At 69.0% G+C, this 9,217-nt stretch carries 12 protein-coding genes and 1 pseudogene; 5 read left to right on the plus strand and 8 right to left on the minus strand.

Features of this window, described 5'->3' with window-relative positions; all coding sequences use genetic code 11:
- On the plus strand, positions 1-166 hold a 166-nt coding region (locus tag MKK84_RS08920; protein ID WP_243918766.1), incomplete at its 5' end, for a transglutaminase-like cysteine peptidase.
- 278 nt (positions 167-444) lie between these two features.
- On the opposite strand, the gene MKK84_RS08925 is transcribed toward MKK84_RS08920, so the two are convergent.
- A complete protein-coding gene (locus MKK84_RS08925; RefSeq protein WP_243918913.1) occupies positions 445-897 on the minus strand; it encodes a hypothetical protein in 453 nt (150 codons plus the stop codon).
- A gap of 123 nt (positions 898-1,020) precedes the next feature.
- Here MKK84_RS08925 and MKK84_RS08930 point away from each other — a divergent pair, with 123 nt between their 5' ends.
- Positions 1,021-1,728 carry a transglutaminase-like cysteine peptidase gene (locus MKK84_RS08930; protein ID WP_243918914.1) on the plus strand — a complete coding sequence of 236 codons (708 nt, stop codon included), beginning with the start codon at positions 1,021-1,023 and terminating at the stop codon, positions 1,726-1,728.
- 111 nt (positions 1,729-1,839) lie between these two features.
- Here MKK84_RS08930 and MKK84_RS08935 read toward each other — a convergent pair whose 3' ends face one another.
- From MKK84_RS08935 to MKK84_RS08965, 7 genes are all read right to left on the minus strand, one after another.
- The gene (locus MKK84_RS08935; RefSeq protein WP_243918915.1) at positions 1,840-2,169 is read right to left on the minus strand and encodes a DUF6949 family protein; all 330 of its coding nucleotides are present in this window, start codon (positions 2,167-2,169) and stop codon (positions 1,840-1,842) included.
- A 124-nt stretch (positions 2,170-2,293) separates the two neighbouring features.
- A complete protein-coding gene (locus tag MKK84_RS08940; RefSeq protein ID WP_147855634.1) occupies positions 2,294-2,509 on the minus strand; it encodes a DUF3126 family protein in 216 nt (71 codons plus the stop codon).
- A gap of 97 nt (positions 2,510-2,606) precedes the next feature.
- Positions 2,607-3,458: a serine O-acetyltransferase gene (cysE, locus tag MKK84_RS08945; protein ID WP_243918916.1), complete on the minus strand. Its 852-nt coding sequence runs from the start codon at positions 3,456-3,458 to the stop codon at positions 2,607-2,609.
- 262 nt (positions 3,459-3,720) lie between these two features.
- The gene (locus tag MKK84_RS08950) at positions 3,721-4,683 is read right to left on the minus strand and encodes a helix-turn-helix transcriptional regulator (protein ID WP_267356060.1); all 963 of its coding nucleotides are present in this window, start codon (positions 4,681-4,683) and stop codon (positions 3,721-3,723) included.
- A 239-nt stretch (positions 4,684-4,922) separates the two neighbouring features.
- Positions 4,923-5,858 (minus strand): lytic transglycosylase domain-containing protein, encoded by a 936-nt coding sequence (locus tag MKK84_RS08955; RefSeq protein WP_243918918.1) that lies wholly within the window; start codon positions 5,856-5,858, stop codon positions 4,923-4,925.
- 215 nt (positions 5,859-6,073) lie between these two features.
- The gene (locus MKK84_RS08960) at positions 6,074-6,895 is read right to left on the minus strand and encodes a Cof-type HAD-IIB family hydrolase (protein ID WP_243918919.1); all 822 of its coding nucleotides are present in this window, start codon (positions 6,893-6,895) and stop codon (positions 6,074-6,076) included.
- A complete protein-coding gene (locus MKK84_RS08965; protein ID WP_243918920.1) occupies positions 6,892-7,458 on the minus strand; it encodes a gluconokinase in 567 nt (188 codons plus the stop codon). Before MKK84_RS08965 ends, MKK84_RS08960 begins: the two co-directional genes overlap by 4 nt.
- Positions 7,459-7,645: 187 nt before the next feature.
- Here MKK84_RS08965 and MKK84_RS08970 point away from each other — a divergent pair, with 187 nt between their 5' ends.
- The 3 genes and pseudogenes from MKK84_RS08970 to MKK84_RS08980 all read left to right on the plus strand — a co-directional run.
- Positions 7,646-7,921, plus strand: a complete 276-nt coding sequence (locus MKK84_RS08970; protein WP_243918922.1) for a DUF3072 domain-containing protein — start codon at positions 7,646-7,648, stop codon at positions 7,919-7,921.
- Positions 7,922-8,102: 181 nt separating this feature from the next.
- A complete protein-coding gene (locus MKK84_RS08975) occupies positions 8,103-8,351 on the plus strand; it encodes a Flp family type IVb pilin (protein WP_243918924.1) in 249 nt (82 codons plus the stop codon).
- Positions 8,352-8,815: 464 nt separating this feature from the next.
- A pseudogene (locus MKK84_RS08980) lies at positions 8,816-9,217 on the plus strand (sugar transporter); the annotation flags it as partial.

Below are 9,217 nucleotides of genomic sequence, written 5' to 3' on the forward strand. Positions count from 1 at the left end.
GACCCTGATCACCGACCGGGGCGATCTGGTGCTCGACAACAAGACCAACGCGATCCTGCCCTGGCACAAGACCGGCTACGTGTTCATCAAGCGCGAGAGCCAGGACGCGGTCGCCTGGGTGTCGCTCGGCGGCGTCACCTCTCCGGTCACGACTGCGAACCGCTAGGCCTTTCCACCGAGTGGAGGCTGGCTCGGCACGAGGGTTTCGCGCGCAGAGGGTTTGGTGGCCTTCACGGCGCGTTGAGCCGGCAAGCCTATCTACGCTCCTCGTCCTGAGGTGCCCGTGCAGCGGGCCTCGAAGGAGGGCTTCAGGGATCACACAGCCCATTGGAGGGCTCGTTCGAGGCCTCTGCGTCGCTCCGGCACCTCAAGACGAGGTCGTGGGTTGGACGGCCGTTCCTGTCGCGCAGACTGTGAGCGACGCGACGGGAAACGGAAGGCGCCTCAGGCGGCGCGGCTCAGCGAGGGCTGGGCGAGGCTCGCGACATAGACTTCGACCCGGCCGATGAAGCCGGCGAGATGGGGCGCGATGCCCCTGAGGCTCGCAAGATCACGGATCAGGATGTCGCGCGATAAAACCCGGTCGCCTTCGCTCGGCGCGTCGGCGAGATAAGCGCTGACCGCGTGCTCGGCGATCTGGATCGCACCCGCCCGGCCATCCTCGGCGAGCGCTCTGATCACCTGCTGGATGGCGGGCTGCATCAAGGTGTCCTTGTCTGAGCTGCGGCCCGAGTCCGATGAACTGGCCGAGGTCTTGCACTTTGAGAAACCCGCCGCGAATCTCTGGCGTGGGCGTCCTTTGACAAGCCGGCAAAGCGCACGCGAATCAAGCGCTTCCGACGCCTCGCGGAACGGGTATTCGCGCAGCGCATGCGATGGCGTGCTGCTCAGCGGCAATAAAATCGTCGACCCGCGGAACCAATCCGCCCAGCGCTCGTTTCTTCGCTCCCCCCAAGGCCATTGTGCATCGCAGAATGTCGTGTCACCTTTCCGTCATCATCGGGCGGCGGGGCTTTGACCATGCGGCACGCGGATGGCGGATTCACGTGTCAGACGTTCGCACCCCTGCGTTGGCGGGGCTGGACCGGTGCGGCGCGCCGAGGGCGGCAAGTCGCAAGTTTCGCCCTGATCGGCACGATCCTGGCGCTGAGCGGCGCGACCACCCGCGCCCATGCGCGCCTCGTGCTGCCCGGCGAGGCCTCCATCGAGGAATCGAACGGCGCCGTGCGGGCCATCGCGGGATGGATCGATTTCTGTGCGCGGATGCCCGAGGAATGCACCCTCGATCCTGCCGAGCCTCACGTCCTGCCGTTGACGGTGGCGGTCTGGCGAACGCTGCTGAGCGTGAATCGCCGGGTCAATGCGCGTATCCGGCCGATCACCGACCAAGCGCATTGGGGTGTCGTCGACCGCTGGGACTTCCCCGATGACGGATCAGGCGATTGCGAGGATTACCAGCTCCTGAAGCGGCGGATGCTGGTGGAACGCGGCCTGCCCCGGCGTGCCCTGCTGATGACCGTGGTGATCGACGAGATCAACGAGGGCCACGCGGTGCTGACGGTGCGGACCGACCGCGGCGACTTCATCCTCGACAACAAGACCGACGCGATCCGTCCCTGGCGGCGTACCGGCTACAGCTTCATCAAGCGCGCCGGACAGGATAGCCCGACCTGGGTCTCGCTGGAGGGGAAGGACGGCGCCGCCCAGGTGGCGACCGCCGAACCCTAGAGCGCGCTCCGCCGAAGTGGGCACCGGTTCGGCGTCAAAGGGCGCGTTAAAACAACAGCTTGGGGCCGCGCACGATTGCGACGCGATCGGGCACGGCTCTGTGAGGGCGGTTCAGGCGCCGACCAGCATCGCCGCGAGGTCGAGGGCGACCCGGCCCGAGAGCAGACTCCAGCCGCAGGCGATGATCGTGGCGAGCATCACGAACGGCATCGGCCGGCCCTCGATCCGCCGGCCGCGCAGGGTGTTGCGCAGAATGATGAAGGGCGCCGAGAAGGCCAGCATCGGCAGGACGGCCACCGCACGCAGGCCGCCACGTCGCAGCAGGCTGAAGCTCGCCCGCCGCGCGGCGAACAGCTCGAAGGCGCTGGCGATCAGCCCCGAAAGCGCGAGGCCGATGCACAGCGTCCGGATCGAGTCGAGAGCGGCAGGCGTGACGACCATTATTCGCGCTCCTGTAGAGGTTGCGCGCAGTTTAGCCACGTCATTTACCGGGTGTTAAGCAATACCGCCGGTTAGCGTTAACCCATGCACAGGTGGACGTCGGCGGAACCGTTTCGCCTGGGGTTCAGGCTTCTTCCTCAAGGTCGATGTCCAGGATCGCCATTCGGAACACGAAGGAATCGTCGCCGTCCTCCTTGTCGTCGGCGATCACGCCGATCGACTCCTCGCCGATGAACACCTCGGCCGTATCGCCGGTCTTCATCGCCGTCAGGCGGATATTGTTGTTGGCGAACTTGCGGCGCAGGTAATCCTGGAGCTTCGCGGTCTCGGCTTTGGTCACGCTGTTGGGTCTCCCTTGCGGCGGCTGGCACCGCGGGTCGGCGGATGGGGCTGGGCTTGCCACGCCGGCGGCGGAGCGGCAAGCGCGCAGACGGTGGTCAGATCCCGTCGCCGAGGTGGATGAACTGGTCCAGCGCGACGAGCTGGTCCATCGCCCGGGCCGGATCGTCGCAGCCCGCGGTGCCGACGACGCGGGCGGGGACGCCCACGACTGTGGTGTTGGGCGGCACCGGGCGGAGCACAACCGAGCCTGCCGCGACCCGGGCGCAGGCCCCGACCTCGATGTTGCCGAGGATCTTGGCACCCGCGCCGATCATCACGCCGCGGCGGATCTTGGGATGCCGGTCGCCCCGCTGCTTACCGGTGCCGCCCAGAGTCACGGCGTGCAGGATCGAGACGTCGTCCTCGATCACCGCGGTCGAGCCGACCACGAGCCCGGTCGCGTGGTCGAGGAAGACGCCCCGCCCGATCCGCGCGGCCGGGTGAATGTCGCACTGGAACACCTCCGAGATGCGGCTCTGGAGGTAGAGGGCGAGGTCGCGCCGGCCGCGGTTCCAGACGTGATGGGCGAGGCGGTAGGCTTGGAGCGCATGAAACCCCTTGAAGTACAGGACTGGCTCGAGGGCCCGGAGCGTCGCGGGATCGCGGTCGATCACCGCCCCGATATCCGCCCGGAACGCCTGCCCGATGTCGGGGTCGGCCGCGATCGCCTCGTGGAACGCGTGGGCGATCAGCTCGGCCGGCAGCGACGGGTGCCCAAGGCGAGCCGCGACCCGGTGCGACACCGCCCCTTCGAGGCTGGTGTGGTTCAGAACGGTCGCCACGATGAAGGAGGCGAGCTGCGGCTCGGTGTGCAGCAGGTCCTCGGCCTCGGCGCGCAGGCGCGACCAGACGGGATCGAGGACCGCGAGATCGCGGGGCTCCGCGTTGCGGACAGGACTGGCGCTCATGTCCGAGCCTCCAAGTGAGAGCGGGTTCCTGGGCGGCGGTTCACCGTCCGATCTCCGATCGCGGGATTCCAAAGGGATCATCCCTTCGGCGGGGTATTACGGCAGGGCCCCGACATCGGGGGACTGCCCTGCACCCGCAAAAGGTCTCGCCCTTTCGGAAACCAGGACCTTCGATGACACGCCCTAGCGTGGTGCGCCGCAACGCGGCGATCAAGGGCCGGACCAAGCCGGAGGCTGCGTCGCCGGCATGGCTGTCACCCGGTCAGCCGACCGGCGAGACCGTCTGTCCGAATCGGGCCTCGATGGCCGAGGTCAGCCGATCCAGCATCGTCTGGACCGGGATGTTGGAGGTGTCCACGGTGGCGGGCGCCCGGGCGTAGAGCGGCTCGCGGCTCGCCAGCACGGCGCGCAACTCCTGCATCGCCGAAGCGTGGTCGCCCGTCGTGGCGAGGTGGCCCTGCTCGCGCACGCGGCTCATGTGCTCCTCCGGCCGGGCACGCAGCCAGACCGTGTAGAACGCCTGGAGCAGCAGGTCGTAGGTCAGGGGCTCGGCCACGATGCCGCCGCTGGTCGCCAGGATCAGCGGCCCGGGATGCTCGGTCAGGCGGCGCAGCGCCTGCTGCTCCAGCCGCCGGTAGCCCTCCTGGCCGTAGATCGCGAAGATCTCCTGCACCGAGAGGGCGTTCTCCCGCTCGATCTCGGCGTTCAGCTCCACGAAGGTCCAGCCCAGCCGCTCGGCCGCGAGCTTGCCCAGCGTCGACTTGCCGGCGCCGCGCAGGCCGATCAGGGCGACGCGCGGTCGATCGCCCGCTTCGGGCCGGGTGCCGCCGGAGAGCGCCTGCTTGGCGGCGGCGACCTGCGCCGGGCTCGCTTGGCCGAGGAGGTCGCGGATCAGCGGCCAGTCGGGCTGGGCGTCATTGCCGGTGATCAGATCGTCGAGCCGCACGCCCATGGCGTTGGCCACCCGCCGCAGCAGGATGATCGACACGTTGCCCTGGCCGCCCTCCAGCTGCGCGATGTAGCGCTCGGAGAGGCCCGAGGTCTGCGACAGGACCTTGCGCGACAGTCCGCGCACGGTGCGCGCGTGCCTGACGCGGCGCCCGAGGTCCGTGAGAAAGAGTGATTCCTGTTCTACCACGCCGGTCATGGCGCAATCCGCTTTCCTGCTAGCCTGAAAGCAGAGTCCGTGCCCTGCATGTCTGCCGCTTCGAGATCGGTCGCGCACGACGTTTCGGACAGGCCCTGCCCAACAACTGCGCGCGAAGACCCGCGTATCCTGCCCAAAGATCTGTGTTGCGCCGCCTGTGTCCGGCCGCTGCGACCGGGCGAGGGGATAAGCCGTGCCGGCCCAACCACGCTGCTGGCGTGGCGCCTATGTGTTGCGGAACGCCCCGATGGTCAAGGCTTGAGCATGATCCTTGTGTGGGCAGATGCCCGTTGCGGAGTCACGCAGGTCGGGCGGTGCTACTCGATCGGGAGGGCCACGGCCTCCTGGACGGGCGCGCTCACCGGCGCGCGTCGTGGCCCGGCCGCGGCCAATTTCTGAAGGGTCGGGCGGCGCGGGGGCAGGGGCACCTCGACCGCCTCGGCAACCGGGGCCGCGACGGCGGCGGGGGTCATCGGGGCCGGCTCAACCATCGGCTCGGCCTTGGGAGAGAGGCGCAGTTCCGCGAGATCGGAGGTGGCGGCACCGAAGCCGGCGGGCCGGCGCGGCGGCAGCGGAACCTCCACGGCCTCCACCTGCGCCGACTGCGCCGCCGGAGCTGCGGCGGCCGGATCGACGGACAGGCTGGCGAACTGGATCATGCCCGTGAGAGCCGCCGGACGACGCGGGGGCAGGGGCACCTCGACCGTCTCGGTCGGTGCCGCGGCCGCGACCGAGACAGGGGCGTAGGCCAGGGCCGGGGGCGCGGCGGCCCTGGCATCCGCGGCACCGCCGCCGAACAGGCTCGCCAGGGCGCTCGCCGAGGCGGCGACCGGGGCCACTACCGAGGCGACCTCGGTCGAGATGCCCTGACGCTTGGCGGCGTAATAGTAGCCGCGGTTGTAGTACTGATAGGCTTGGCTGAGATTGCCCTGGGCGGTGCGGTAGGCCCCAGCCAGATAGGCCACGCCGTAGCGGAGGTTGGTCGCCGGGTCGTACAGACCCGCGGCGTCGCCGGTATAGCCGAGGCTGCGCGCCGTCGCGTGCTTGATCTGCATCAGGCCGAGCGCGCTGCCGCCCTTGGCGCGCGGATTGTAGTTGCTCTCGCGCTTGACCACCGCGTGCACGAAGCTCGCCGGAACGCCGCTCGCCTTGGCCTGCTGCTCGATCAACGCGTCGATGTTGTCGTGTGCGGCCTGCCCGAAGGCGGCGGCGGGCACGACCGCGATGGCGGCAGCCAGGAGTAGGCGATGCATTCCGAGACCCGGTGCTGTTTCTGTGCTCAAGCTAGGTCGCGGGCAAATGCGGCCGGAAAGCGGCCCCGCTTCGGCAAGCTGTGGGCGGGCGGGGCGCGGAGGCTCCCTGTGGTTCGCAGGACACAGGCGGATTCATTCGCCGGAGCGCGGCGCCGATCCCTTGATTTCGGCGGACCCGTACGCGCCCAGCCGAATCCGCGTCTACGCGGGGTGCCCTAAGGAAGGATGAAGCGGTCGACGCCGTGGGCGAACCCGTCCGCATCGTTGCTGTCGGTGACGGCGCTGGCGGCGGCCTTCACGGAATCCTCGGCGTTGCCCATCGCCACCGAGAAGCCGCTGCGCTCGAACATCGGACGGTCGTTCCCCGCATCGCCGAAAGTCGCGATCCGCTCCGGCGGGATCCCGAGATGCTGGCTCATCCAGGTGACGAACCGGCCCTTGTCGAGATGGGGCGGTGTGACGTCGAGGTAGTAGGGCTGCGAGCGGTGGACGGTCGCCCGGTCGGCGAGCGCCGCCCCGATTCGCGCCTCGCACGCCGCCAGATGGGCATGGTCGCGGCTCACCCCCACGATCTTGGCGGCCTCCCCCATGAGCGTGCCCAAATCGGCCACGACCCGGGGCTCCGCACCGATCGTGCGGCGCTCCAGATCGCTATAGGGCCCGTGCGGATCGCGCAGGCACCACGCCCCTTGCGCAAACACCCAGACGTCGAGCCCCTCGGCGAGCAGCCGGTCGAGGGCGTCCCGGGCGGCCGGCGCGGGGATGGTCTGTTCCTCAAGGGGCGATAGGTCGGGCCGGACCACGCTGGCGCCGTTGAACGCCCCCATCGGCAGATCGAGGCCGAGTTCCGAGACCAGCCGACGCAGCCCGACCGGTGGCCGCGCCGAGGCGATGCTGAAGCCGATCCCGGCGGCCCGCAGCCGGCCCACGGCCGCGACCGTGGCGGCGGTCAGGCGCTTGTCGCCGGTCACCAGGGTGCCGTCGACGTCCGAGATCACCAGGGCGATGTTGGCGGCTTTGTCGGATTGCGCGGTCATCGGCTCGCTCCCTGCTGCTCGGCCCGGACGTCCTGCGCGAGACGCGCCACGATGCGCTCCGCGATCACCGCGGGCGGATCGGCGATCTCGACGATGATCGGGTGCTCGTCGGGGCCTGGGGCTTCCAGCGTGGCGAATTGGCTGTCGAGGAGGAGGGGGGACATGAAATGCCCGTGGCGTTCCGCGAGACGTCCGGCGATCAGCGCCCTGTCCCCCTCCAGATAGACGATGTGCACCCGGCGGCTCCCACCGGTCAGGCTGTCGCGGTAGGCCCGGCGCAGGGCCGAGCACACCACCACCGCGGACTCGCCAGCCGCAAGCCGCGCCCGGATCCAGGCCGCGATCCGTGCCAGCCAGGGGGCGCGGTCGGCGTCGTCGAGAGCGTGCCCCGCATGCATCTTCGCCACGTTCTCCGGGCCGTGAAAGCTGTCGCCGTCGATGAACGTCCAGCCGAGCCGCTCGGCAACCAGCGCCGCGACGGTGCTCTTCCCCGACCCCGAGACGCCCATGACCACGAGAATCTGCGCATCGCCAGCCGCCGGCCCAGCTCCGTGCACGAACATCCCGGCGGACATCATCCGGACCCCATGGCACCGCGGCGTCTCCCTGGACGCCACGCTTCATCAATAGGATCGGCGCACCGGATGGAAAGGCCGGGGACAACGCGGCGGCGCTCCGGCAACGCCGGAACAGACCGCGGAACCACGCGTTCACATCCGGACGTCAGAACATTTCAGGAACAAATCGGCCATGACCCAGTCGACCGCGAAGTCCGCCTCGAAGTCGGATGCCAAGTCCCACGCGTCCGAGGCGAACCCGAAGACCGATCCCAAGGACACCTCCAACCAGATCAAGGACCCGGACCAGTGGACCACCGGCGGCGAGCCGATGACCGGCGCCCAGTCGTCCTACCTCAAGACCCTGTCGGAGGAGGCGAAGGAGCCGGAGGCGTTCGATCCGGATCTCGACAAGGCCGAGGCCTCCAAGCGGATCGATGATCTCCGGCACAAGGCCGGACACGCCTGAACGGTCCGGACGCACCCGGTATACGGGTGCGTCCAACTGGGGAAAATTTGGCTTGAACAGTCGAGACGACGCTGTTTCGAAGACTTCATTAAGACCGCAGCAATCGCCACTCGGTTAGAACCCACGACGGGCCGCGCCGCTACAGGGGGCGGCGGAGCTCGGTGGAAGGGCGGTTTCGACCATGCAGGAGCCGAGTTGCGGCGGCGCCGGGACAGGTGTCGCACAATCCGAGGGTGTCGCCCGCGGAAAGACCGCGTGGACTGCCGGCATGGCGCGTTTTGCCCGCGACGCGCGCGGCTCCACCGCCATCGAATATGCGCTGATCGGCTCCCTCATCTTCCTGGCTGCGGCCGGAAGCATGCGGATCTACGCCAATCGGATGGGTGGCATTTACAACCAGATCAATGCCGCGGTTGGACAGACCAATTGAGGGATCCGCGCCGGGATACCCTGATCCCGTAGGTCCGATACGGCGCCAGCCTTCCTAAAGAGCATCGGCATCGCTCGCTGACAGGCCCGCCGGAGAGACTCGTTTCCAAACGGCGTTTGCGCGGCCTCGGATAGGCCACTAGCGGAGCCGTGGCCGCAGAGTCGGGGCGCCCTTGGACTTGGACGGCCATCGCGCGGGACGGGAATTACGCGCCAAGCCTTCAGCGTCTACGGCCGTGCCTTCGTCCAGTTGCGGCCTGTCGCAAACCCGTTCGCAGGGGATCGACAGGCATCTATCCCGCACGAATTCCCGGCCTTCGCGACACCTGCCCCGAAAAAGCTGTGCTTATCGAGGATGAAACGACAGACTTAGCCGTCGTGGGCGGAGTGTGGCCCACCCGCTACGGACACCCGGGCCACCATCGGCTAGGCACGGGCTCGGCAATACCGATGGACAACATCTGGATGCGAACTCTTCCCCTCGCCCTGATCGCCGCCGCGGCGATGTCGGGCTGCACGTACCTGCCGGCTGCGGGTCCGACGGCGAGCGCGATCCAGGCGGGATCGGAAGTGGCCACCGCCGATGGCGGCCTGCTGGCCCGCTACGAGATCATCGACGTCAACCCTGCCGTCGTCGAGGCTCTGCGCGGGCGCCCGCTCGACAGCCTGCTCGCCTCCTTCGGCGACCATCGCCCCTCCGCCGAGCCGGTCATCGGCATCGGCGATATGGTCTCGGTCTCGATCTGGGAGGCCGGATCCGGCGGCCTGTTCTCCGGCCCGCTGGTCGCCGACCGCTTCTCGGCCGGGTCCAAGTCCGCCCTCATCCCCGAGCAGCCGGTCGGGCGCGACGGCGCCATCTCGGTGCCC

The sequence above is a fragment of the Methylobacterium sp. E-065 genome, from assembly GCF_022829605.1.
Lineage (GTDB): Bacteria > Pseudomonadota > Alphaproteobacteria > Rhizobiales > Beijerinckiaceae > Methylobacterium.